This window comes from Actinomadura physcomitrii (assembly GCF_008923205.2).
Lineage (GTDB): Bacteria > Actinomycetota > Actinomycetes > Streptosporangiales > Streptosporangiaceae > Spirillospora > Spirillospora physcomitrii.
The window spans coordinates 1-21,373 of sequence record NZ_WBMS02000040.1; the positions used below are offsets into that span (position 1 = coordinate 1).

At 75.1% G+C, this 21,373-nt stretch carries 23 protein-coding genes and 1 pseudogene; 12 read left to right on the plus strand and 12 right to left on the minus strand.

The window, feature by feature from the left end:
* The 3 genes and pseudogenes from F8568_RS48935 to F8568_RS35790 form a co-directional block, all read right to left on the minus strand.
* Positions 1–151: pseudogene (locus F8568_RS48935) on the minus strand (deoxyribose-phosphate aldolase); the annotation flags it as partial.
* The gene (locus tag F8568_RS35785) at positions 148–1,173 is read right to left on the minus strand and encodes a LacI family DNA-binding transcriptional regulator (protein WP_151598071.1); all 1,026 of its coding nucleotides are present in this window, start codon (positions 1,171–1,173) and stop codon (positions 148–150) included. The pseudogene F8568_RS48935 and the gene F8568_RS35785, both read right to left, overlap by 4 nt.
* 168 nt (positions 1,174–1,341) lie before the next feature.
* Positions 1,342–1,599 (minus strand): ATP-binding cassette domain-containing protein, encoded by a 258-nt coding sequence (locus tag F8568_RS35790; protein ID WP_151598072.1) that lies wholly within the window; start codon positions 1,597–1,599, stop codon positions 1,342–1,344.
* Positions 1,600–1,740: 141 nt separating this feature from the next.
* Between F8568_RS35790 and F8568_RS35795 the strand changes: the two genes are divergently transcribed.
* From F8568_RS35795 to F8568_RS35825, 8 genes are all read left to right on the plus strand, one after another.
* On the plus strand, positions 1,741–2,352 hold the full coding sequence (locus F8568_RS35795) for a helix-turn-helix domain-containing protein (protein WP_151598073.1): 612 nt from the start codon (positions 1,741–1,743) through the stop codon (positions 2,350–2,352).
* A 101-nt stretch (positions 2,353–2,453) separates the two neighbouring features.
* A complete protein-coding gene (locus tag F8568_RS35800; protein ID WP_151598074.1) occupies positions 2,454–3,614 on the plus strand; it encodes an NAD(P)/FAD-dependent oxidoreductase in 1,161 nt (386 codons plus the stop codon).
* Entirely contained in the window at positions 3,611–3,925 is a 315-nt protein-coding gene (locus F8568_RS35805) for a (2Fe-2S)-binding protein (RefSeq protein WP_160573887.1), read from the plus strand. Before F8568_RS35800 ends, F8568_RS35805 begins: the two co-directional genes overlap by 4 nt.
* A complete protein-coding gene (locus F8568_RS35810) occupies positions 3,922–5,364 on the plus strand; it encodes an FAD/NAD(P)-dependent oxidoreductase (protein ID WP_151598075.1) in 1,443 nt (480 codons plus the stop codon). Before F8568_RS35805 ends, F8568_RS35810 begins: the two co-directional genes overlap by 4 nt.
* Complete coding sequence (locus F8568_RS35815) at positions 5,361–6,290, plus strand: dihydrodipicolinate synthase family protein (protein WP_151598076.1); 930 nt, start codon at positions 5,361–5,363, stop codon at positions 6,288–6,290. The genes F8568_RS35810 and F8568_RS35815 overlap by 4 nt, the downstream gene beginning before the upstream one ends.
* Positions 6,290–7,291, plus strand: a complete 1,002-nt coding sequence (locus F8568_RS35820; protein WP_151598077.1) for a proline racemase family protein — start codon at positions 6,290–6,292, stop codon at positions 7,289–7,291. Before F8568_RS35815 ends, F8568_RS35820 begins: the two co-directional genes overlap by 1 nt.
* An 83-nt stretch (positions 7,292–7,374) precedes the next feature.
* A complete protein-coding gene (locus F8568_RS49975) occupies positions 7,375–7,500 on the plus strand; it encodes a hypothetical protein (protein ID WP_268896475.1) in 126 nt (41 codons plus the stop codon).
* The gene (locus tag F8568_RS35825; RefSeq protein WP_151598078.1) at positions 7,497–8,897 is read left to right on the plus strand and encodes an aldehyde dehydrogenase (NADP(+)); all 1,401 of its coding nucleotides are present in this window, start codon (positions 7,497–7,499) and stop codon (positions 8,895–8,897) included. The genes F8568_RS49975 and F8568_RS35825 overlap by 4 nt, the downstream gene beginning before the upstream one ends.
* A 55-nt stretch (positions 8,898–8,952) precedes the next feature.
* Here the strand turns inward: F8568_RS35825 and F8568_RS35830 are convergent, their stop codons facing one another.
* Positions 8,953–9,093 carry a hypothetical protein gene (locus F8568_RS35830; RefSeq protein WP_160573888.1) on the minus strand — a complete coding sequence of 47 codons (141 nt, stop codon included), beginning with the start codon at positions 9,091–9,093 and terminating at the stop codon, positions 8,953–8,955.
* A gap of 236 nt (positions 9,094–9,329) precedes the next feature.
* Here F8568_RS35830 and F8568_RS47195 point away from each other — a divergent pair, with 236 nt between their 5' ends.
* Positions 9,330–10,817 (plus strand): serine/threonine-protein kinase, encoded by a 1,488-nt coding sequence (locus F8568_RS47195; protein ID WP_202125729.1) that lies wholly within the window; start codon positions 9,330–9,332, stop codon positions 10,815–10,817.
* Between the two features lie 31 nt (positions 10,818–10,848).
* On the opposite strand, the gene F8568_RS35840 is transcribed toward F8568_RS47195, so the two are convergent.
* Positions 10,849–12,225: an NADP-dependent succinic semialdehyde dehydrogenase gene (locus F8568_RS35840; protein WP_151598079.1), complete on the minus strand. Its 1,377-nt coding sequence runs from the start codon at positions 12,223–12,225 to the stop codon at positions 10,849–10,851.
* A gap of 246 nt (positions 12,226–12,471) precedes the next feature.
* Here F8568_RS35840 and F8568_RS35845 point away from each other — a divergent pair, with 246 nt between their 5' ends.
* Positions 12,472–13,743 carry an MFS transporter gene (locus F8568_RS35845; RefSeq protein ID WP_151598080.1) on the plus strand — a complete coding sequence of 424 codons (1,272 nt, stop codon included), beginning with the start codon at positions 12,472–12,474 and terminating at the stop codon, positions 13,741–13,743.
* A gap of 19 nt (positions 13,744–13,762) precedes the next feature.
* Here the strand turns inward: F8568_RS35845 and F8568_RS35850 are convergent, their stop codons facing one another.
* On the minus strand, positions 13,763–14,767 hold the full coding sequence (locus F8568_RS35850) for a hypothetical protein (protein WP_151598081.1): 1,005 nt from the start codon (positions 14,765–14,767) through the stop codon (positions 13,763–13,765).
* Positions 14,768–14,820: 53 nt separating this feature from the next.
* On the minus strand, positions 14,821–15,630 hold the full coding sequence (locus tag F8568_RS35855) for an acyl-CoA thioesterase (protein ID WP_160573889.1): 810 nt from the start codon (positions 15,628–15,630) through the stop codon (positions 14,821–14,823).
* Between the two features lie 218 nt (positions 15,631–15,848).
* Here F8568_RS35855 and pgi point away from each other — a divergent pair, with 218 nt between their 5' ends.
* Positions 15,849–17,480: a glucose-6-phosphate isomerase gene (pgi, locus tag F8568_RS35860; RefSeq protein ID WP_202125730.1), complete on the plus strand. Its 1,632-nt coding sequence runs from the start codon at positions 15,849–15,851 to the stop codon at positions 17,478–17,480.
* Positions 17,481–17,528: 48 nt separating this feature from the next.
* On the opposite strand, the gene F8568_RS35865 is transcribed toward pgi, so the two are convergent.
* Positions 17,529–17,759: an EF-hand domain-containing protein gene (locus F8568_RS35865; protein ID WP_151598084.1), complete on the minus strand. Its 231-nt coding sequence runs from the start codon at positions 17,757–17,759 to the stop codon at positions 17,529–17,531.
* An 80-nt stretch (positions 17,760–17,839) separates the two neighbouring features.
* On the opposite strand from F8568_RS35865, the gene F8568_RS35870 reads away from it, so the two are divergent.
* Complete coding sequence (locus tag F8568_RS35870) at positions 17,840–18,376, plus strand: hypothetical protein (protein ID WP_151598085.1); 537 nt, start codon at positions 17,840–17,842, stop codon at positions 18,374–18,376.
* A gap of 37 nt (positions 18,377–18,413) precedes the next feature.
* On the opposite strand, the gene F8568_RS35875 is transcribed toward F8568_RS35870, so the two are convergent.
* The 4 genes from F8568_RS35875 to F8568_RS35890 are packed head-to-tail and all read right to left on the minus strand — an operon-like array spanning position 18,414 to position 21,345.
* Positions 18,414–19,157, minus strand: a complete 744-nt coding sequence (locus F8568_RS35875) for a sugar isomerase domain-containing protein (protein WP_151598086.1) — start codon at positions 19,155–19,157, stop codon at positions 18,414–18,416.
* Positions 19,150–19,587: a PTS sugar transporter subunit IIA gene (locus tag F8568_RS35880; protein ID WP_160573890.1), complete on the minus strand. Its 438-nt coding sequence runs from the start codon at positions 19,585–19,587 to the stop codon at positions 19,150–19,152. Before F8568_RS35880 ends, F8568_RS35875 begins: the two co-directional genes overlap by 8 nt.
* Entirely contained in the window at positions 19,584–19,886 is a 303-nt protein-coding gene (locus tag F8568_RS35885; RefSeq protein ID WP_202125731.1) for a PTS sugar transporter subunit IIB, read from the minus strand. The genes F8568_RS35880 and F8568_RS35885 overlap by 4 nt, the downstream gene beginning before the upstream one ends.
* Before the next feature lie 25 nt (positions 19,887–19,911).
* Positions 19,912–21,345 carry a PTS ascorbate transporter subunit IIC gene (locus F8568_RS35890; protein ID WP_151598088.1) on the minus strand — a complete coding sequence of 478 codons (1,434 nt, stop codon included), beginning with the start codon at positions 21,343–21,345 and terminating at the stop codon, positions 19,912–19,914.
* Positions 21,346–21,373: the final 28 nt, after the last annotated feature.

Genomic DNA, 21,373 nt, shown 5'->3' on the forward strand with positions numbered 1-21,373 from the left:
AATCCACCATCGAGATCGCCAGATCGATCGCCTCGGCCTTCGCCGACGTCTTGATCGACCGGGCCGCCAACCGGGCCGCGCGCTCCTCCGCGCCGACCTGATCCACACCCGGCAGACCATGCAGGAATCCGTGCAGTTCGGTCGCGGTCATCGGGTCCTGCCCGCCTTCCTGGGGGTCCGGGGCGGGGCCGTCGAGGCCCGCTCGATGATCTTTATGTCCATGACGATGCGGCGGGGGAGGTCGCGGGTCTGGCTGTCGTCGAAGCGGTGCAGCAGCAGCCGCATGGCGAGGACGCCCTGCTCGGTCATCGGGCGGTCGACGACGGTCAGCGGCGGCCGCAGCAGCGGCCCGGTGTCCAGGTCGTCGAAGCCGATCAGGCTGATCTGCCCGGGGACGTCCACCCGCATGTCGTGCAGCGCCTTCAGCGCGCCCAGCGTGGTGAGGTTGTTCGCGGTGAAGATCGCGGTCGGCGGTTCGGCGAGCGACAGCAGCGACAGGGTGAGCTGGTAGGCGCGCTCCTCGCGGAAGTCGCCGATGAGGTCGAGCTCCGGCGGGATCTCGACGCCGGCGGCGGACACGGCCTCCAGGAAGCCGTCCCGCCGGTACCGGCCCGGCGTGGACTCCTGGCCGCCGCTGATCATCGCGATGCGGGTGTGGCCGAGCGCGAGGAGGTGCTCGGCGGCCTGCCGGCCGCCGGCGCGGTTGTCGACGAGGACGGCGTCGAAGCTCTCCCCGTCGGCGAGGTCGCGGTCGATGAACACGACCGGGAGCCCGCTGTCGCGCAGTTGCAGCGGGGTCTGCTCGTGCTCGGTGGCCGGGGCGAGGATGATGCCGTCCACCTGGCGGGCCATGTCGGCGAGCAGGTCGGCCTCGCGGGCGCCGCTCTCGTCGCTGTTGGCGAGCAGCAGCCGGTAGCCGCGGTCGCGGCTGACCGACTCCATGCCCTTCACGACCGCGGCGAAGTACGGGTTGGTGATGTCGGGGACGACGACGCCGATGGTGCGGGTGCGTCCCGACTTCAGCGACTGCGCCGCGATGTTCGGCGCGAAGCCCAGCTCATCCACGGCGGCCCGGATGGCGTCCGCCGACCTGACCCGCTGCCCCCGCAGGAACCGCGAGACGGTGGCGGGGGAGACCCCGGCCCGCGCCGCCACGTCGTGGATGGTCGCCACGTCGACTCCCGTCTGTAGCCCAGCTCACTGAAACCGTTGTCAGAGAATGATTGCAGCAAGGGTGGTGACGGTGTCAAGAGGTGAGCCGCGAAAAATCGCCCGACCTGCATGTTCGTGTCGTTCGAGTGCCGGTGAGCATGCGTCCGCGGCACAGAACAGAAATCGGTTTCAGTAACGCCGGGCCTGCTCAGCCGGGCTCGGTGACGGGGTCGTCGCCGAGGTAGGCGGCCTTGACGCGGTCGTCGCGGCGAGGTCCGCGGCCGGGCCGTCCAGCACGATGCGGCCCGTCTGCAGCACGGTGACCCGGTCGGAGATCTTGCCCGCCCCGTCCGGGCCGATCACGCTCACCACCTGCCCGGCGGCGGCGCGCGGCCGCAGGTCCTCGACGGCCGTGACGCCGCCGAACGCGCGGGACAGGCCGTCCACCTCCAGCAGTGCGCCCGGCCCGGCCGGAGCGGCCTGGCCCGAGCCGTCCGGCGCGCGGCGCCGTCGGTAAACTACGTGTTCGTTAAAGCGAACGCAAGGCCGGGGAGCGGGCGGTGTCCCGCGGACGAAGGGGGCGGGCACGTGGGCGGTCCGGGCGATTCGGTGCGGGAGGTGCTGGCGGGCAACCTGCGCCGCGCGCGGCTGGAGCTCGGCCTGTCGCTGTCGGAGCTGTCGCGCCGGTCGAAGATCGGCAAGGCGACGCTGTCGCAGCTGGAGGCGGGGGCCGGCAACCCGACGATCGAGACGGTGTTCAGCCTGTCGCGCGCCCTGGAGGTGCCGATCTCCGACCTGCTGGACCACCAGCGGCCGTCCGGGCTGACCGTGGTGCGCGGCGCCGAGGTCGAGGTGCTGCGCGGCGAGGGCGTCGACCTGCGGCCGCTGCGCGGCATCGAGTCCGGCGGAGCGATCTTCGAGGTGTACGACCAGCAGGTCAGGGCCGACTCCCGGCAGGACTCGCTCGGCCATGTCGGCACCGAGCACACCATCGTGCAGGCGGGCCGGCTCGGCGTTCGGGTGGACGACCGGGAGGTCGAGCTCGGGCCCGGCGACTACGTAGGCTTCGATGCCCGGCTGCCGCACGCCTACACCGCGCTCGACGGGCCCGTGCGCTCCGTCCTGCTCCTGCAGTACCGCTCTGACCAGCGACTTCACTCGACTCCTGCAGAGTCGCCGCACCTGGTCGAGACGCCGTGACGCTCCCATCCGCGCGTTGACAGCGCGCGGCGGGCCGACATACTCTCGGGCTCGTTCGATTTAACGAACGCTTTGGATGTGCCGGTACGGCGGGAGGGCCGATGACGCGGGTCGTGGTGCTGGGCGCCGGGATGGTCGGCGCGGCCTGCGCCCGCGAGCTGGCCCTCGCCGGGTTCGCGGTCACGGTCGTCGACCGGTCCGGGCCCGCCGCGGGCACCACCGCGCATGGCGAGGGCAACGTCCTGGTCTCCGACAAGGGGCCCGGCCCCGAGCTGGAGCTGGCGAAGCTGTCCCGCGAGCTGTGGCCCGCGATCCTGGACGGCGACCCGAACGCCGCCGCCGCCGAATGGGACCCCAAGGGCGGCATCGTCGTCGCCACCACCGCCGAAGGCGCCGACGCCCTCGCCGAGTTCGCCGAGGGCCAGCGCAAGGCCGGGGTCACCGCCGGCGAGATGGACGCGACCGCCCTCGCCGCCGCCGAGCCCCACCTCACCCGGGACGCCGCGATGGCCGTCCACTATCCCGAGGACGCGCAGGTGCAGCCCGCGGGCGCCGCGACCGCGCTGCTGGCCGCCGCCGTCCGCGCCGGCGCCGGGCTACGCACCGGCCGCGAGGTGCTCGGCGCGGTCCGCCGCGGCGGGCGGATCACCGGCCTGCGCACCTCCGCCGGGACGATCGAGGGCGACGCCGTCGTCAACGCCGCCGGACCCTGGTCGGGGGAGGTGGCGAGGAGGCTCGGCGTCCGGCTGGACGTCCGGCCCCGCCGCGGCGAGGTGCTGGTGACCGCGCCGATGCCGCCGACCGTCTTCCACAAGGTCTACGACGCCGACTACGTGGGCGCCGTCGGCAGCGCCGCCGAGGACCTCCAGGCGTCCGCGGTCGTCGAGGCCACCCGCGGCGGGACGATCCTGCTCGGCTCCTCGCGCCGCCGCGTCGGGTTCGACGACCGGATCCGCCCGGAGGTGCTGTCGGTCATCGCAGCCAAGGCGCTCCGGCTCTTCCCGATGCTCGCCGAGGTCCCGGTGATCCGGGCCTACGGCGGGTTCCGCCCGTTCGTCCCCGACCACCTGCCGGTCATCGGCCCCGACCCGGAACTGGACGGCCTCTGGCACGCCACCGGCCACGAGGGCGCCGGGATCGGGCTGTCCGCCGGGACCGCCGCCGTGCTGCGCGACCTGATGCTCGGCCGCGAGCCCGCGATCGACGCGGCGCCGTTCCGGGCGGACCGGCCCGCCGTCCAGTCCGAAGGAGAGAGCCTGTGAGCGCGAGACTCGTGCCCGCGGCGCGCGACGCGGCCGGGCGCCGCCCAGACGTCCCGCTGCGGATCACCGTGGACGGCGAGCCCGTCGCCGGGGTCGCCGGGCAGACGATCGCGGGCGTGCTGCTCGCCTCCGGGCGCCGCACCTGGCGGTCCGGGCCGTCCGGCGCCCCGCGCGGGGTGTTCTGCGGGATCGGCGCCTGCTTCGACTGCCTGGTCACCGTCAACGGCGTCCGCGACGTGCGGGCCTGCCGGCGCCGCGCCCGCGACGGCGACACGGTCGCCACCCAGTCGCGCGGCGAGGACGCCCGGTGAGCCGCCTCGTCGTGGTCGTCGGCGCCGGACCCGCCGGTCTCGGCGCGGCGGCGGGCGCGCTGCGCGCCGGCGCGGACGTCACGCTGGTCGACGCGTCGGAGCACCCCGGCGGCCAGTACCACCGGATGCTCCCCGGCGCGTTCGCCGCCGCGCACCCCGGACGCCTGCACCACGGCTGGCGCGGCTTCGAGCGGCTGCGCGACCACGTCCTGCGGCACCCGCGCTGCGACTGGTGGCCGGAGAGCACCGTCTGGTCGCTCGAACGGCCCGGCGAGGGCGCGCCGGTCGTCCACGTGCTGCGCGGCGAGGCCGACGCCGCGGGCCGCGAACGGCTCGTGCTGCGGCCGGACGCGCTCGTCCTCGCGCCCGGCGCCCACGACCGCGTCCTGCCGTTCCCCGGCTGGGAGCTGCCCGGCGTCTACACCGCCGGGGCCGCGCAGGCGCTCGCCAAGGGGGAGCGCCTCGTCGTCGGCGACCCCGTCCTGATCGCCGGTTCTGGACCGTTTCTTCTCCCGGTCGCGGCGTCGCTGATCGAGGCCGGCGCCACCGTCCTGGAGGTGCTGGAGGCCAACCCCGCCGCGACCGCCGCGCGCGGCTGGGGCCGCCGCCCCTGGGAGCTGGCGCCGGACGCCGGCAAGGCCGGGGAGCTGGCCGGGTACGCGTTGCTGCTGGCCCGGCACCGCGTCCCGTACCGGACGGGCCGCGCCGTGATCGAGGCCCGGGGCGACGGGCGCGTCGAAGAGGCGGTCACGGCGCGGCTGCGGCCCGACTGGTCGGTCGTGCCCGGCACCGAGCGCACCGTCCCGGTCGACGCGCTGTGCGTCAGCCACGGCTTCAGCCCGCAGCTCGAGCTGCCCGTCGCGGCCGGCTGCGCGCTGACCCGCACGCCCGGCGGCGCGTTCACCGAGGTGGACGCCGACCAGCGCACCACCGCGCCCGGCGTGTACGCGGCCGGCGAGATCACCGGCATCGGCGGCGCGCCCGCCGCCCGCACAGAGGGTCTGCTCGCCGGCTGGATCGCGGGGGGAGGGGACCCCCGCGCCCGCGAGGCCGCCGCGCTGAGCCGCCGCCGCGACCGGGCCCGCGCGTTCGCCGCCCGGCTCGCCGCCGCCCACCCGATCGGCGCGGCCTGGCCCGGCTGGCTGCGCGAGGAGACCGTCGTCTGCCGCTGCGAGGAGACCACCTACGGCTCCCTGCGCCGCGCGGCGGGCGATCAGGCGAGCGGGTCGGCCCGCGCGGTCAAGCTCGGCACCCGCGCCGGGCTCGGACCCTGCCAGGCGCGCGTCTGCGGCCCGACGGTCGCCGAACTGCTTTCCGGCAGGGTGCCCGGGGCGAACCCCCATCACCGGCCCATCGCCCAGCCCATCCGGCTCGGCGAGCTCGCGAGTCCACCCACCGAGAACACACCGAAGCCCGACCGGAAAGAGAGCGCCCGATGAGCGGCACCAAGCTCCTGAGCCTCGGCGGCGTCATCGTTGCGACGGCGCTGCCCTACTACGAGGACGCCACCGCCCCGGCCGGGCTCGCCGTCGACTACGACAGGTACGCCGAGCACTGCCGCTGGCTCGTCGGCAACGGCTGCCGCGGCGTCGGCCCGAACGGCTCCCTCGGCGAGTACTCCTCGCTCACCGACGAGGAGCGCCGCCGCGTCGCCCGCACCGCGATCGAGGCCGTCGGCGAGGACGGCGTCGTCGTGGTCGGCGTCCACGGCCCCGGCTCCCACCAGGCCAAGCAGTGGGCGGAGTACGCCGCCGAGGACGGCGCGCACGGCGTGCTGTGCCTCCCCCCGACGATGTACCGGGCCAACCGCGGCGAGGTCATCGCCCACTACGAGGCCGTCGCCTCGGCCGGGCTGCCCGTCATGGTCTACAACAACCCGATCGACACCAAGGTCGACCTCACCCCCGACCTGCTCGCCGAGATCGCGCAGATCGACGGGATCGTCGCGGTCAAGGAGTTCTCCGGCGACGTCCGCCGCGTCCTGGAGATCAAGGAGAAGGCGCCCGGCCTGGAGGTCGTCGCCGGCGCCGACGACGTCACCCTCGAAGCGCTGCTGATGGGCGCCACCGGCTGGTTCGCCGGCTTCCCGAACGTGTTCCCCGCCGAGTCCGCGCTGCTGTACGAGCTGGCCACCGCCGGCAAGCTGGAGGAGGCGCGCGCGCTGTACGAGCCGCTCGTCGCCGCGTTCCGGTGGGACTCGCGCACCGAGTTCGTCCAGGCGATCAAGCTCGGCATGGAGCGGGTCGGCCGGTACGGCGGCCCCTGCCGCCCGCCGCGCGGCCCGCTCACCGGCGAGCACCGCGCCGCCGTCACCGCCGACATGAGCCGCGCCATCGAGGCCCTCGCGCAGCGGCAGGCCGCCTGATGCGCTCGGTCCGGTCGATCAGCGCGGTCGACTCGCACACCGAGGGCATGCCGACCCGCGTCGTCACCGGCGGCGTCGCGCCCATCCCGGGCGCGACGATGGCCGAGCGGCGCCGCTTCGCCGTCGAGCACCTCGACGGCCTGCGCCGCTTCCTGGTGGACGAGCCGCGCGGCCACCCCGCGATGAGCGGCGCGCTGCTGCAGCCGCCCACCCGGCCGGACGCCGACTGGGGCGTGGTGTACATCGAGGTCAGCGGGTTCCTGCCGATGTGCGGGCACGGCACGATCGGGGTCGCGACCGTGCTGGTCGAGACCGGGATGGTCGAGGTGGCCGAGCCCGAGACGATCGTCCGGCTCGACACCCCGGCCGGGCTCGTCGAGGCCCGCGTCGCCGTCCGCGACGGCGTCGCCGAGAACGTCACGCTCCGCAACATCCCCTCGTTCGCGCTGCGCCAGGACGCCGTGGTCGACGTGCCGGGCCTCGGCGAGGTCCGCTACGACATGGCCTACGGCGGCAACTTCTACGCGATCACCGAGCTGGACCGGCTCGGGCTGCCGTTCGACCGGGCCCGCAAGGACGACATCCTCAAGGCGGGCCTGGCGATCATGGCGGCGATCAATGAGACCGACCGCCCGGTGCACCCCGGCGACGCGCTGATCGGAGGCTGCAAGCACGTCCAGTTCCTCGCGCCCGGCTCGGACGCGAGGCACTCGCGCAACGCCATGGCGATCCACCCCGGCTGGTTCGACCGCTCGCCCTGCGGCACCGGCACGTCCGCGCGGATGGCGCAGCTGCACGCGCGCGGCGAGCTGCCGCTGCACACCGAGTTCGTCAACGAGTCGTTCATCGGCACCCGGTTCACCGGACGGCTCGTCGGCACCGCCGAGGCCGGCGGGCTGCCCGCGGTGGTCCCCGAGTTCACCGGCCGCGCCTGGATCACCGGCAACGCCACCTACCTGCTCGACCCCGCCGATCCCTTCCCCGCGGGCTTCGTCCTCTAGCCCGATCGGCCTTTCCCGTTCCGGGGCCCGCGGCCCCGTGCGGGCCCATCACGGCGGCCGGCCGCCGCACCTGGGTGCGGTTCGTGGTGCGGATGCTGCTCGGCCTGATCGTCTACGCGTTCTGCGGGTACCGGAACTCGGTGGAGAATCGGGGACCGGGGACCGTCCGCACCACCCCGCACGGCGGGGACGAAAGGAGCAGCTCATGACACCGGACCAGGCCGTCGCCGCCGCAGTGTCCGCGGCGGCCGGATGGGCCGCGGCACCGCCGCAGGAGCGCGCCGAGGGCCTGACCGCGATCGCGGACGCCCTGGAGGCCGCCCGCGCCGAGCTGGTCGCCCTGGCCGACGAGGAGAGCCGCCTCGGCGCGACCCGGCTGAACGGCGAGCTGACCCGCACCACCTTCCAGCTGAAGCTGTTCGCCGACCAGGTCCGGGAGGGCGCGTTCTACGACGCCCGCATCGACCGCCCCGACCCGCAGTGGCCGAGCGGGCCCCGGCCCGACCTGCGCCGCTACCGGACGGCGCTCGGCCCCGTGCTGGTGTTCGCCGCGAGCAACTTCCCGTTCGCGTTCAGCGTCGCGGGCGGCGACACCGCCTCCGCGCTCGCCGCCGGCTGCCCCGTCGTGGTGAAGGCGCACCCCGGCCACCCCCGGCTGTCGCGCCGCACCGCCGAGATCGTCGCCGGCGCCGGGCTGCCGGACGGCGTGTTCGGGCTGATCGAGGGCGAGGCGGAGGGCGTCGAGGCGCTCCGCCACCCGGGCATCGCCGCCGCCGCGTTCACCGGCTCGGAGAAGGGCGGCCTCGCCCTCGCCGGGATCGCCGCGGAGCGGCCCACCCCGATCCCGTTCTTCGGCGAGCTCGGCAGCGTCAACCCGACCGTGGTGACGCCGCGCGCCGCCGAGACGCGGCCCGACGAGATCGCGCAGGGCTACGCCGCGTCCCTCACCCTCGGCGCCGGCCAGTTCTGCACCAACCCCGGGCTGCTGTTCGCGCCGGCCGCGCTGGTGGACGAGATCGCCGAGCGGCTGCGCGGCGTCGACCCCGCGCCGATGCTGAACGACCGCATCGAGTCCGGCTTCCTCGCGGTGTCGGACATGCTCGGCGGCCGTCCCGGCGTCCGCCGCGTCGTCTGGCCCGAGGACGGGACGTCCCTCGCCCCGCGCCTGCTGACCATGGACCTCGAAGCGTTCCGCGCCGACATCGACGCCGCCGGGCAGGAGTGCTTCGGGCCGCTCGGCCTCGTCGTCACCTACGGCGACCTCGCCGAGGTCGCCGGCGTCGTCGCCGCCCTGCCCGGGCAGCTCACCACGTCGCTGCACGCCGAGCCGGACGAGACCGGCGACCTCGCCGCGCTCACCGGCGTCCTCGCGGGCCGCAGCGGGCGCGTGCTGTGGAACCAGTGGCCGACGGGCGTCGCCGTCAGCCACGCGATGCAGCACGGCGGCCCGTACCCGGCGACGACCGCGCCCGCCACCACGTCGGTCGGCACCGCGGCGATCGAGCGGTTCCTGCGGCCCGTCGCGTTCCAGGGCTGGCCGCAGGATCTGCTGCCTCCGCCGCTGCGCGACGACAACCCGTGGAAGGTCCCGCAGACCGTCCACTGAGGCGGAGCCGCCGCGGCCCCGGTCCCGGCCCGGGCCCGGGGCCCGAGGCACGGTGTCAGTGCGCGTCCAGGGCGCGCAGCAGCTCGCCGGCCGCGTCGTCGAGCGCGGCGATCAGCCGGCGGCCGGCGAGGATGCTGCGGCACAGCGCGGCCCGGTCGGCGTCCTCCGCCGGCAGGCCGGAGTCCAGCGCCCGCATGAACCAGCCGGGCGCCCTGCCCGAGGAGGCCCTCGAGGACCTCATCGCGCGGGCCCGCGCCCTCGACATGGACGAGGTGCGGCGCGAGGCGGAGGCCCGCAAGAGCGCCTGACCGTCCCCGGACCCGGGCCCGCGCGGGCCCCGCCCATGGCCGCCATCGGACGCTTCGCGCCCGCGGGGGCCGCCGGGCGCCCGCGTTGTGCACCATGTGAGGCAGGCGGCCCGGGGGAGGCGACATGGTCAGGCGCGACGCGCCGCTAGGCCCTCTGGAGGCGGGCGACCCCGCCGCCGCGGGACCGTACACGCTCCTCGGCCGGCTCGGGTCGGGCTCCATGGGCCGCGTCTACCTCGGCTGCTCCGCGGCGGGACGGCTCGTCGCGGTGAAGACCGTCCGGGCCGAGCTGGCCCGCGAGGCCGACTTCCGCACCCGGTTCGCGCACGAGGCCGCGGCGGCCCGGCGGGTCAGCGGGGTCTACACCGCCTCGGTCGTGAACGCCGACCCGGACGCCGAGGTGCCCTGGCTCGCGACCGCGTACGTTCCCGCGCCCTCGCTGGAGCTCCTGGTCGCCGAGGCGGGACCGCTGCCCGTCGCGGCGGTGCGGTGGCTGGCGGGCGGATGCGCGGAGGCGCTCGAGTCGATCCATGCGGCGGGCCTCGTCCACCGCGACCTCAAACCGTCCAACGTGCTGGTGTGCGCGGACGGGCCGCGCGTCATCGACTTCGGCCTGGCGCACGCGCGGGAGCGCGCCCGGGTGACGCTCAGCCGTGTCGCGGTCGGCACCCCCGCGTTCATGGCGCCCGAGCAGGCGCAGGGGTCGCGGGTCGTGACCGCGGCGAGCGACGTCTACGCGCTGGGCGCGACCCTGCTGTACGCGGCGACCGGCCACGGCCCCTACCGGGGCGAGGGCGCGCTGGAGCTGATGGCCCAGCTCGCCACCCTGCCGCCGGACCTGTCGGGGCTCGCGGTCGAGCTGGAGACGATGGTGCGCGGCTGCCTGGCCCGCGACCCCGCGCGGCGGCCGGCGCCCGCCGACGTGCTGGCGTCGGTGTCGGACTACCTGCGCCACGGCCGGGCCGAGCCGGGCCTGTCCGGGTCGGCCCTCGACCTGGTCAGGGACTACGCCGCGGGGCCGCGGCTCCCCGTCGGCGGACCGGATCGCGCGGGCGCCGCGCCGGAGCGGCCGATGCGGGAGCGTCCGCGGGTGGTCATCGAAGGCGTGCGGGACGGGCGGTCCTCGTCCTCGCCGGCGCGCACGTTCCTCCGCGAGCCCCGCAACACGATCGCCTCGGTGGCCGCGATCCTGCTGATCGGCGTCGGCGCGCTGCTGGCCCGGACGTTCTGGTCGGGCGGCGGCTCCGCGGGCGCCGACCCGGGCCGGGGACGGCCGCCCGCCGGCCGCGCGGCGGAGCCCCCCGCCCCGCTGGGCGGCGCCGGGGACCGCCCCACCGGCGACCCGCGGATCGTGGTCAACCAGCCGCAGGGCGACGGCGTGACGGTGTTCGTGATCCACGGGACGGGCTGGCGGCCGGGGGACCGGGTCCGGGTGAGCCTGGACGGCTCCGGCGAGCGCCCCGGCCCCGTCGTCGACCACATGGGCACCTTCAACTACGCGGTGAACCAGGCCCACGAGTTCCTGCCGGGGCCACTGCCGCTCGGCGTGCACACCTTCGCCGCCGCGACAGGAGGCGCTCCCGCCCGCACGACGTTCCGCGTCGTCCCCTGAGCAGCGAGCCGCGGGCCGGGTGCCGGGACGATCACGCCGCCCAGACCGTCTTGGCGTTGCAGAACGCGTGCATGCCCTGCGCGGACAGCTCGCGCCCGTACCCGGACCGCTTGACGCCGCCGAACGGCAGCTCCGGGTAGGACGTGGTCATCCCGTTGACGAAGACCTGGCCCGCGTCCAGCTCGCGGACGAACAGCTCCCGCTCGCCCGCGTCCCGCGTCCAGGCGTTGGACCCGAGGCCGAAGCCGGTGGCGTTCGCCAGCTCGACCGCCTCGCCCGCGCCGTCGACCCGGAACAGCGACGCCACCGGCCCGAAGACCTCCTCGTGGAACATCCGCATGTCCCGCGTCACCCCGCCGATCACCGTGGGCGGGTAGTACCAGCCGGGGCCGTCCGGGCGCTCGCCGCCGCACAGCACGGTCGCGCCCTTGCCGACCGCGTCGGCGACCAGCTCCTCGACGTCGGCGCGGCCCTGCTCGCTGACCAGCGGGCCGACGTCGGTGTCATCGTCCATCGGGTCGCCGACCTTCAGCGCCCGCATGTTCCGGACGAACAGCCGCTCGAACTCCTCGGCGCAGCCGCGGTCGACGATGAACCGCTTGGCGGAGATGCAGCTCTGCCCGTTGTTCAGGCACCGGGAGGCCGCCGCGGCCTGCGCGGCCGCCGCGATGTCGGCCGACGGCATGACCACGAACGGGTCGCTCCCGCCGAGCTCCAGCACGGTCGGCTTGATCTCGTCCCCGGCGATCGCGGCGACGGACCGCCCGGCCGGCTCGCTGCCGGTCAGCGTGGCCGCCTTCACCCGCGGGTCGCGCAGGACCCGCTCGACCTTCGCCGACCCGATCAGCAGGGTCTGGAAGGCGCCCTCGGGGAACCCGGCGCGGCGGAACAGGTCCTCCAGCAACAGCGCCGTCTGCGGGACGTTCGAGGAGTGCTTCAGCAGGCCCACGTTGCCCGCCATCAGCCCGGGCGCGGCGAACCGGACCACCTGCCAGAGCGGGAAGTTCCACGGCATCACCGCCAGCACCGGGCCGAGCGGCTGGTAGCGGACGTAGGCGTCGCGTGCGCCCACCGCCTCCGGGTCGGCGGGGCGGTCGGCGAGGAACTGGGCGGCGTGCGCGGCGTAGTACCGGCACGCCTTCGCGCACTTGCGCGCCTCCGCGATCGCGGCCTTGAGCGTCTTGCCCATCTCGGTGGTGAGCATCGCGCCGATCTGCTCGGCCTCGTCGTCCAGGATCCGGGCGGCGGCGTTCATCCACGCCGCCCGCCGCCCGAGGTCCGTCGTGCGGTACGCGGCGAACGTCTCGGCGGCCCGCCCGATGCGCCGGTCGAGCTCCTCGTCGGCCAGCTCGTCGAAGGTCTTCTCCACTTCTCCGGTCGCGGGGTTGGTGGTGGCGATCATGGTCATGTCCGGATGCTCCTCGGGTCTCCGCCTGTTCGTCGGGGACGTGCCCGTGCGCCCTGCCGGAAAACACGGCGGCCGGCGGGCGGGCGCGCCGCGGCCCCCGCGGGCAGGGGCTGCGGGCCGGTTCCCGCTTTCCGGCTTCGAGCCGGGTAAACGTGACATGCCTCATACACTTCCCTTGACCGGAACGTTCCAAAGGGCCGATGGCGTTTAACCCCCTTTGACACTGCCTTCGAAGGGGAGAGGGTCTTGGCGATCCCGGTGATGCTGCGCTCGATGCGCCATCACAACTACCGGCTGTGGGCCACCGCGGACTTCGTCTCGGTCACCGGGACGTGGATGCAGGTCCTGGCGATGAACTGGCTCATCCTGTCCATCACCCACTCGGCCACCAGCGTCGGGCTGGGCCTGGTCCTGCAGGCCCTGCCCACCATGCTGCTCGGCCCGTGGGGCGGCGTGATCGCCGACCGGCTCCCCGCCCGCCACGTCGTGGCGGCGGGACAGATCGCCCAGGCGGCGCTGTCCGCGGTGCTCGCGGTGATCGCCGCCGGCGACCCGACCGGCACCGGCGGCCTGTACGCGATCTCGCTGGCGTCCGGCATGGTCACCGCGACGACCTCGCCCGCGCTCGGCCGCTTCGGCGCCGAGGTCGTCGGCCCGGAGGACCTGTCCAACGGGCTGGCGCTCGGCTCGGTGCTGAGCTCCGGCGGCCGGATCCTCGGCATGAGCCTCGCGGGCGTGATCATCCCGCTGGCGGGCGTGCCCGGCGCGTTCGCCGCGAACGCGGTGAGCTTCCTCGGCGTGCTGCTCGCCATCGCGCTGATGCGCACCCGGGAACTGCACGTGCTGCCGCCCGCGAAGCCGGGCGAGCGCGGCATCGTCGCGGGGTTCCGGTACGTCCTCGGCAGCCCCCGGCTGCTGATCATGTTCGGGCTGGCCTTCGCGCTCGGCAGCCTCGGCCGCAACTACCAGGTGACGATGGCGGCGATGAGCGAGGGGCCGCTGCACGGCGGCGCCGGCGGCTACGGCGCCCTGTCGGTGCTCTTCGCCGTCGGGACCGTCCTCGGCGGCGTGTACGCCGCGTCCCGCGTCCGGCTCCCGCTCCGGCTGCTGCTGATCACGGCGACCGTCTGCTCGGCGGGCCAGCTGCTCAGCGGCTTCGCGCCGAGCCTGGCGCTGTTCGGCGCCGCGATGCTGCCGATCGCGGCCGGCGCCGTCGTGCTGGACACCACCGTCGCGACCCGCGTCCAGATGGACAGCCCCGGCCACCTGCGCGGCCGCGTCATCGCCGCGCAGGGCATGGTCGGCGCCGCGTCCGGCGCGGTCGGCGGCCCGGCGCTCGGCGCGCTCTGCGACACCCTCGGCCCCCGCGCCGCGCTGATGCTGGCCGGGACCGCCTGCCTGGCGGTCGCGCTCGCCGCCGCCTACGGCTTCGCGCGCGTCCGCCGCACCCGCCCGGCCACCGCGGCCGCCGCGCTCGCACCAGCCCAGGCCCCCGCGCTGGTGGCCGCCGAGGCCTGACCGGTTCCCCGCCGGCCTGCTACGCCCCCGCCGCGAAGCGGGCGCGCAGGCCGGCGGCGGCGCGGAGCACGGACTCCCACTCGCCCGGCGAGGCGTCCACCGGGCGGTGCGCGGTGAAGAGCGGGTTCAGCTCCACCCGCCGCCCCCCGGCCACCTCGTCGACGAGGTCGAGCATCCGCCGCGCCGGGTCCTCGCCGCGCCGCGCGCCGAGCGTGGCGACGACCTGGTCCAGGGCGGCGGCGAGGCCGGCGTCGGGAGCGGTGACCGCCCCGCCGCAGCGGGCGAACTGCTCCTCGTAGCGGTCCTCCCAGAACTCCACGCGCCATCCCGGCCACAGTTCGCCGAGCGCGGGCACCAGGCCCCTGCAGGACCCGTGGATCCAGACGCCCGCCGTGCGCGCGCCGGCGTCCACGTGCAGGCCGCCGGACGGGAACTCCCCCAGGTCCACCCGGCGGAGCCCGCCGGCGGGCAGCCGGTCCAGCAGGGCCGGCCCCTGCCAGGCGGTATGGACGAACTGCCCGAGCGGGTACGCCGTGCACCCCTCCGGCGTCCGGACCGTGAGGAGGTGGACCACCCCGAAGAGGTAGGTCTCGTAGTCGCCGGTGACGGCCTCCTCCGGCAGGTGCCGCTCCTCCTCGTCGGGGGAGCGGACGGCCGACCGGTCGAGCCCGGCCGCGGCGGCGAGGTCGCCGATGCCGTCGTAGGCCCAGCGGACCGTCCAGCCCGGCCACATCGGCTCCAGCAGCGCCAGGAAGGCCCGCTTGCACGGCAGGTCCAGCATCAGCTGGTCGCCGTAGAACAGCAGCCGCCGCGCCGTGCGGTCGACGACGGCGCCGCCCTCGGCCCAGGCGTCGTTCAGCCAGTCGCGCTCCGGGTCGTCGCAGCGGTGCTGCTCGGAGATGAACCGGACGGCCGCGGCCGGACCCGCGGCCAGCACCGAGCACACCCGGTCGGCTCCCCAGTGGGAGTAGTGCAGGCGCATGCCGCCGGCGTCGATCAGTACGAAGTTGGCACGGGCACCCATGGGCGGTGACGGTACCGGCCGTCGCCTCCGCGTCCCAGCGGTTTTCGCGGCCCTCAGCCGGCGGCGGGGCGCAGCAGGGCCTCCTGGGCGATGGACGCGACGAGCGTGCCGTCGGCCGTGTGGAGCGTTCCGCGCGCGAGGCCCCGCGCGCCGTGGTTCGTCGCCGGCTCCACCGAGTAGAGCAGCCACCGGTCCGCGCGCGGCGGCCGGTGGAACCACATCGCGTGGTCCAGGGTGACGGCGGTGGCGAGGCGCCGCGGGGAGCCGGGCGCGCGGGCGCTGCTCACCACCCCCATGTCGGACAGGTAGGCCAGCAGGCACGCGTGCAGCGCGGGGTCGTCGCCGACCGGCCGGTCCGCCCGGATCCAGAACGGGTGCGGCGAGGGGGACCCGCCCTCGCCCGGCGGGTCCACCACGCGGACCTCGAAGCCGTCCGGGTGCCTGGAGAACCCGGGCGGCGTCCAGTGCTCCGGCAGATCCTCCGGCGCCGGCGTCCCGGACGGGCCGGGCGGCTGCCAGTCGAAGCCGTCCTCCGGGTCGTGGAACGAGGCGATCAGCTCCAGGATCGGCTTGCCGCCCTGGCTCGCGGTGACGTGCCGGGTGGAGAACGAGCGCCCGTCGCGGGTGCGCGCCACCTCGAACCGCAGCGGCTCCTCCGGGGCGCCCGGCCGGATGAAGTAGGCGTGCAGCGAGTGCGGCGGCCGCCCGTCCGCGGTGCGGCACGCGGCGCGCAGCGCCTGCCCGGCGACCTGGCCGCCGAACAGCCGGGGCCGTCCGACCGACGGGGAGTCCGCCACGAAGACGTCGCCGCCGAGCGCCGTCAGCTCGAACAGCCGCGCCATGTCCCGCGGGTCGTCGCCCATGAACCCTCCCCATGACCATCCGGAGTCCGTCCGGCCGCGTACGGCGCCGACCTTATCCGCGCGGCCGGACGTATCGGTCATCCGGGTGGGAACACTCCGCGGTTCGGGAGAGCGGTGCGAGCGCCGCGCGCCGCCGACCTATGATCGCCGTGGTGGACGGCGGAGCGCCCGGGGGCCGTCGGCGCGAGCCCGGCCCCGCCGAGGAGATGAGAGAGGCAATGGCTGATATCACCGAGTCGCCCGAGTGGACGGCGCTGGCCGAGCACCAGGCGGTGCTGGCGGGCCGGAACCTGCGCGAGCTGTTCGCCGAGGACCCGGGGCGCGTCGAGCGCATGACCGTGACCGCCGGGGACCTCTGCCTGGACTACTCCAAGCACCGGGCGACCGGCGAGACGCTGCGGCTGCTGGTGGCGCTGGCGGAGCGGGCGGGGCTGCGCGAGCGGATCGCGGCGATGTTCTCCGGGGAGCACATCAACGTCAGCGAGGACCGCGCCGTCCTGCACACCGCGCTGCGGCTGCCGCCGGGGGAGGCGCTGACGGTGGACGGCCAGGACGTCGCCGCCGACGTGCACGCCGTCCTGGACAAGATGTCGCGGTTCGCCGAGCGCGTCCGCTCGGGAGAGTGGACGGGGTTCACCGGTAAGCGGATCACCACCGTCGTCAACATCGGCATCGGCGGGTCCGACCTCGGCCCCGCGATGGCCTACGAGGCGCTGCACGACTACGTGGACGCCGGGATCTCCTGCCGGTTCGTCTCCAACATCGACCCGGCCGACATCGCCAGCAAGCTCGCCGGGCTCGACCCCGAGCAGACGCTGTTCGTCATCAGCTCCAAGACGTTCGGCACCCTGGAGACCCTCACCAACGCCAAGGTCGCGCGGCAGTGGCTGGTCGAGGGCCTCGGTGACGACAAAGCCGTGTCGCGGCACTTCGTCGCGGTGTCGACCAACGCCGGGCGCGTCGCGGACTTCGGCATCGACACCGACAACATGTTCGGGTTCTGGGACTGGGTCGGCGGCCGGTACTCCTTCGACGGCGCGATCGGCCTGTCGCTGATGATCGCGATCGGCGGCGAGGCGTTCCGCGAGATGCTGGCCGGCTTCCGGGAGATCGACGAGCACCTGCGCACCGCCCCGTTCGAGGCGAACATGCCGGTGCTGATGGGCCTGCTCGGCGTCTGGTACACCGACTTCTTCGGCGCGCAGACCCGCGCGGTGCTGCCCTACAGCCAGCGGCTGTCGCGCTTCCCCGCCTATCTACAGCAGCTGACGATGGAGTCCAACGGCAAGTCGGTGCGGGCCGACGGCGCCCCGGTCGTCGCGCAGACCGGCGAGATCTTCTGGGGCGAGCCCGGCACCAACGGCCAGCACGCCTTCTACCAGCTGCTGCACCAGGGCACCCGGCTCGTCCCGGCCGACTTCATCGGGTTCGCCGAGCCGTTCGAGGACCGGGCCGGCATGCACGACCTGCTCACCGCGAACCTGCTCGCGCAGACGTCCGCGCTGGCGTTCGGCAAGACCGCCGACGAGATCGCCGCCGAGGGGACGCCCGCCGCGGTCGTGCCGCACAAGGTGATGCCGGGCAACCGGCCGACCAGCACGATCCTGGTCCCGAAGCTGACCCCGAAGACGCTCGGCGAGCTGGTCGCCCTCTACGAGCACATCGTGTTCGTCGAGGGGACGATCTGGGGCATCGACTCCTTCGACCAGTGGGGCGTGGAGCTCGGCAAGGTGATGGCGCAGGACCTCGCGCCCGCGCTCACCTCCGAGGAGCCGCCGTCGGACGCGCCGGACGCGTCCACGGCCGCGCTCGTCCGCAGGTACCGCGAGCTGCGCGGCCGCCGGGTCTGACCGGCGCGGAACGCAGCGCGGCGGGCCCGCCGCGCTGCGCGTCCGGGGTCAGGCCCAGCCCTGCTCCTCCAAGATCGCCCGGTACTCGGCGTAGGAGATGAACCCGTCGAGGTTGGCGTCGGCCTTCTCGAACCGGTCCTGCGTCTCCGCGCGCGTCCACGACAGCCCGAGGTGCTCCAGGACGAGCGTGAACTCCATCAGGTCGAGCCGCTCGTCCTTCCCGAGGTCCGCCTTCGTGAACACGGAGAGAAGATCGTCCTCGGTCGGCCTGGTGGTCATCGTGCTCCTCTGATCCCCGGCGGAGTCGGGCCGGGGGTGTAATGAACTGGTCCGATACGCCCGCATCATAGACTCCGGGCATGCGCCGATCGAGCAGCACCGTGGTCGTCGTGGCGGGGGAGCGGGCCGGGGACGTGGTCGCCGGGCTGGACGGGCTGCACAACGTCCGCGCCCTCGTCCGCGGCGACGCCCCGCACGCCGAGTTCGCCGCGCTGGTGGGCCGCGCCGCCGGCACCTACGTGGTGCACGACGACGACCCGCTCGCCGCCGTCCGCGACGCCTGGACCGCGTTCTTCGACGGCGCGTCGGCGCCCGGCCCGCTGGAGGTCGCCGTCGAGGAGGCCCTCGCCGCGCTGCGGACGGACCGCGTCCAGCTCCCCGACTACTACGTCGTCCTCGACCCCGAGGAGCTGCCCGAGACCGTGCGGCACTGGTGGCTCGGCGTGCTGGCCGGCGCCGCGCCCGCCCGCGTCGTCCCGGCGCCGTCCTCGCCGTCGCGGGTCGCCGCGGAGCTCGGCCGGCTGTCGCCCGGCCGCTGGTGGCCGGACGACCTGGCGTCCTGGCTGCGGGAGCTGCCCCGCACCGTCCCGGACCGCGCCGGCCTCCCCGCCGGCTAGCGCCGTGCCGGCCCGCGGTCCTGGCGCGCGGGACCGGTCACTCGCCGCCGGTCAGCTCGGGGACGCGGTGCCGGTAGCGCTCGATGAGCGCGGTGTTGCGCTCGTCGCCGCCCGGCACGTTCGCGCTCGTCCACCGGGGCGGCTCCACGCCGCGCGCGGCGGCGAGGTCGTCCAGGTCGGCGAGGATTCGCGACCAGGCGTAGGCCGCGAGGATCGTGGAGACCGCGGCGGTCCGCGGCGCGTCCGGCGGATGCAGGACGTCACCGGGCGGCACCCGGGTGTCCACCACGGTCGCGGCGTGGTCGGCGAGCGCCGTCGCGGCCCGGGCGGCGGCGCCGCTCGCGGCGCGGGCCGAGGTCACCGCGACCACCGGGACGCCCCGGGCCGCACACTCCGCGGCGATCTCCACCGGGTACGGGTTGCGGCCGCTGGTGGAGAACACCACCGCGACGTCCGGCGGGGCGGGCGCGGCCTCCTTGACCACGGCGCGCCCCACGCCGGTGCGGCGCTCGGCGCGGGTGCTGCGGACGGCGTCGTCCAGCGGGAGCACGTCCGGCGCCCAGATCGGCCGGACCGCGGCGAGCCCGCCGGCCCGGTAGAACGTCTCGCACACCATGATCAGCGAATGCCCCGCCCCGGCGACGTGCACGATCCCGCCCGCCTGGACCGCGTCGAGCAGCAGCGCCGCCGCCGCGCCGATCGCCTCGCCGGACGCGGCGTCGAGATCGTCCAGCAGGGCCCGGACCCGGCCGGGGAGCCGCTGCCCTGCGGCGTCACGCATCGGGCACGGCCTCCTTGAGGGCGCCGGCGAGCTCCTCGCGGCCGGGCGCGCCGCGCAGCCGGTCGGCGAGCCCGCCCGACAGCGACCGGGCCAGCGCGGCGAGCGTCCCGACGTGCGCGTCCGGGTCGGGCGTGCAGAACGCCAGCAGCAGGTCGACCGGGTCGTTGTCGGGATGCCCGAACTCCACCGGCGCGGCGAGCCGGGTCACACCGACGCCGACGGCGAGCCCGCCGTCCTCGGGACGGGCGTGGACGAGCGCGAGGCCCTTCGTCAGCACGATGTACGGGCCGTTCTCCTCCACCACCCGCTCGCACGCGTCCGGGTAGCCCTCGCCCGCGGCGCCCGCGCCGACCAGCGCGGACGCGGCCGCCCGGACGGCCTCCCGCCAGTCCCGCGCCGCGACGCCGTCGTCGGCGGCGATGACGGTCACGGCAGCCACCCCTGCTCGGTCAGCCGCTCCCTCAGCTGCGCGGCGAGGCCGTCCTTGTCGAGGAAGTCGCTGATCGTGATGACCACGGGCGCGAGGTCGGCGATCTCGCCGGTGTGCATGCCCTGCCCGATCACCACGTCCGGGGACATGCCCCGCGCGGACGACACGTCGGTGTTCTCCACCCGGGCGTCCACGCCGAGCGCGCCCAGCGCGTCCTCGGCGGTCATCTTCAGCATCAGGCTGGAGCCCATCCCGACCCCGCACACCGCGAGGACCTCCAGCCGCCTGTCCAGTGCCATCCCGATTCCTCCCATCGTGAGTCGTTCACGCCTTGGCGGCGGCCGTGCCGGCGGCCTCGGGCTCGCCCTCGGCGACGGCCCGGCGCCTGTCGGCTCGGCCGAGCAGGACCAGGGTCGCCACGGTCGCGGCGAGCGCGATGACCGGCACCAGCCAGACCGTCCCCTTGCCGACGGCCGGGTCCGCGGCCTTCAGCAGCCAGCCGATCGCGTACCAGTCGGGGTCGGCGAGCGTGGACAGCTCCGGCGCCGTCCGCTCGTAGAGCCCCCAGGTGAAGCCCTGGCCGACCGCCAGGATCAGGCCGGACACCACGCCGCCGAGGACGGCGCCGCGCCAGCCCGCCACCACGTTGCCGAACAGCCCGGCCGCGCCGCCGACGAAGAACAGCATGATCATGGGCGGGGCGAGGGTGAACCAGCCGGCCGCCGCGGAGACCGCGAGGCAGGCCAGGAACACCACCGTGGACGTCACGAACCCGAGCATGACCGCGGTCGGCGCGACGGGGAAGACGGTCGGCGCGTCCAGCGCGGGCCGGGTGCCGGGGATGACCCGGTCGCTGAACCCCTTGAACGCCGGGACGATCTCGCCGAGGAACATCCGGACCCCGTACAGCAGGATCGCGATGCCACCCGCGAACCGCAGCCCCACCAGCAGCCCCCACACCCACGGGGACAGCTTGTCGTCCATCTCGGCGGCGGCCTTGGCCACCACGCCGTGGTCGGCGAACGCGACCCCGAGCAGCATGATCACCGAGATGATCAGCGCGGTGCTGATGTTGACGTCCTTGAAGAACGACAGCTGCCGCGGCAGCGTCAGCTTCTCGGTGTCGTGCTTCTCGCGGCTGCCGAGCGGCCGGGCCGCGTAGCCGGTGATGAGGCAGGCCAACGAGCTGGTGTGCGCGTACCCGAACCGGTCGTCCGGCATGACGCGGCGCATCAGCGGCCGTATCCACAGCGGCTGCAGCGTCCAGTACGCGGCGACGAAGCCGGCCCCGCACAGCACCAGCGTGAGCTGGTTCGCGCTGGGCGCGATCGTCACCAGCGACGCGACGGTGACCGTGCTGATCCAGAACATCAGGTGGCCCGTCAGGTACAGGTACCGCGCGGCGGGGAACACCCGCACGAGCAGCACGTGCACGAGGAACGCCACCGTGATCACCAGCGCGATCGTGCCGCCCTGCTCCGACAGGAAGCCGGTGAGCGAATGGTCGGCCTTCGGCGGCGTCGTGCCCATCGCGCTCGCCAGCACCGTCTGGAAGCTGGCGAGCCCGCCGGTGAACACGTCGACGCCGATGAACAGGATCACCACGCCGATCGTGGCGCGCAGCGCGCCCGCGACGACGTCCTCCGCCCGCTTGCGCTGCAGGATCAGCCCGGCGAGCGTGATGAGCCCGATCAGGATCGGCACCTGGCCGAACACGTTGTTCGCCAGGAACGTGAGGATGTCCTTGATGACGCCCATGGTGAAGTCGCCTCACTTCTCAGGGTGG

Excerpts from the sequence above, each read along its gene's own strand:
- F8568_RS47195 (WP_202125729.1), top strand. The coding sequence starts at position 9,330 with ATGGTCAGGCGCGACGCGCCGCTAGGCCCTCTGGAGGCGGGCGACCCC.
- F8568_RS35875 (WP_151598086.1), bottom strand. The coding sequence starts at position 19,157 with ATGCGTGACGCCGCAGGGCAGCGGCTCCCCGGCCGGGTCCGGGCCCTG.
- F8568_RS35840 (WP_151598079.1), bottom strand. The coding sequence starts at position 12,225 with ATGACCATGATCGCCACCACCAACCCCGCGACCGGAGAAGTGGAGAAG.
- F8568_RS35865 (WP_151598084.1), bottom strand. The coding sequence starts at position 17,759 with ATGACCACCAGGCCGACCGAGGACGATCTTCTCTCCGTGTTCACGAAG.
- F8568_RS35830 (WP_160573888.1), bottom strand. The coding sequence starts at position 9,093 with ATGCGGGCGCTGGACTCCGGCCTGCCGGCGGAGGACGCCGACCGGGCC.
- F8568_RS35850 (WP_151598081.1), bottom strand. The coding sequence starts at position 14,767 with ATGGGTGCCCGTGCCAACTTCGTACTGATCGACGCCGGCGGCATGCGC.
- F8568_RS35800 (WP_151598074.1), top strand. The coding sequence starts at position 2,454 with ATGACGCGGGTCGTGGTGCTGGGCGCCGGGATGGTCGGCGCGGCCTGC.
- F8568_RS35870 (WP_151598085.1), top strand. The coding sequence starts at position 17,840 with ATGCGCCGATCGAGCAGCACCGTGGTCGTCGTGGCGGGGGAGCGGGCC.
- F8568_RS35815 (WP_151598076.1), top strand. The coding sequence starts at position 5,361 with ATGAGCGGCACCAAGCTCCTGAGCCTCGGCGGCGTCATCGTTGCGACG.
- F8568_RS35890 (WP_151598088.1), bottom strand. The coding sequence starts at position 21,345 with ATGGGCGTCATCAAGGACATCCTCACGTTCCTGGCGAACAACGTGTTC.
- F8568_RS35825 (WP_151598078.1), top strand. The coding sequence starts at position 7,497 with ATGACACCGGACCAGGCCGTCGCCGCCGCAGTGTCCGCGGCGGCCGGA.
- F8568_RS35820 (WP_151598077.1), top strand. The coding sequence starts at position 6,290 with ATGCGCTCGGTCCGGTCGATCAGCGCGGTCGACTCGCACACCGAGGGC.
- F8568_RS35855 (WP_160573889.1), bottom strand. The coding sequence starts at position 15,630 with ATGGGCGACGACCCGCGGGACATGGCGCGGCTGTTCGAGCTGACGGCG.
- pgi (WP_202125730.1), top strand. The coding sequence starts at position 15,849 with ATGGCTGATATCACCGAGTCGCCCGAGTGGACGGCGCTGGCCGAGCAC.
- F8568_RS35885 (WP_202125731.1), bottom strand. The coding sequence starts at position 19,886 with ATGGCACTGGACAGGCGGCTGGAGGTCCTCGCGGTGTGCGGGGTCGGG.